Source organism: Microbulbifer halophilus (assembly GCF_026183675.1).
Classification (GTDB): domain Bacteria; phylum Pseudomonadota; class Gammaproteobacteria; order Pseudomonadales; family Cellvibrionaceae; genus Microbulbifer; species Microbulbifer halophilus.
Genome location: NZ_JAPIVK010000095.1, coordinates 1 through 715, shown reverse-complemented (window position 1 = coordinate 715; position 715 = coordinate 1). Strand labels below are relative to the sequence as shown.

The window sequence follows — 715 nt, the reverse complement described above, 5'->3', positions numbered from 1 at the left end:
CGCACCCTTGTATCTGTCCTTGGGCTCTGGCTAGCTACCAGGGTCCTCCAGAGGCCAGGTAAGCTGTGCGCACCCTGAGAGCTGTGACTCTGTGACGTAGATGACCCCTGGTCTCTTTCCTTCGACACTCTGAATGGTATCCAAGTCCCTCCCTATGCGGAGTGAGGCTGTATGTACAAGGCAAGACGACGAGATGGAAGCAGTTGGTATTGACGTCAGCAAGAAAAAGCTGGACGTGTGTTGGCTCCGTGATGCCAGCACTGTCAAGGTAAAGTCACGAGTATTTAACAATGATGAGGCCGGTCGCCGTGCGCTGTTGGACTGGCTGCAAAAGCAGACTAAGCGGTCACCGCACGAGTTAGGGGTGATGTTGGAAGCGACCAGCGTCTATCACGAGGCGGTAGCCTATTTTCTATACGAAGCTGGGGTCCGAGTGCATGTCGCCAACCCCCATCATGTAAGCGAGTTTGGGAAAAGCCTGGGCAAGCGCTCCAAGACGGATAAGAAAGACAGCATTGTATTGGCGCGGTTCTTGGACAGCCGCTCTCATACAGAGTGGGTGCCAGAGGCCGAAGAGGTGCGGTATTTGAAGGCCCTACTGAGTCGCCTGCACGCGCTGGATACCGATATTCAGCGCGAATGTAACCGGCAAGAGAAAGCGGAGATCCAACAGGCATCGGATCAAGTGCTGATCTCTATCACCAAGGTACTACAA

At 54.3% G+C, this 715-nt stretch carries 1 protein-coding gene; it reads left to right on the top strand.

Features of this window, described 5'->3' with window-relative positions:
- Positions 1 to 193: 193 nt before the first annotated feature.
- Positions 194 to 715 (top strand): IS110 family transposase (locus OQE62_RS19365; RefSeq protein ID WP_265723689.1); only part of this gene is annotated, 522 nt, incomplete at its 3' end.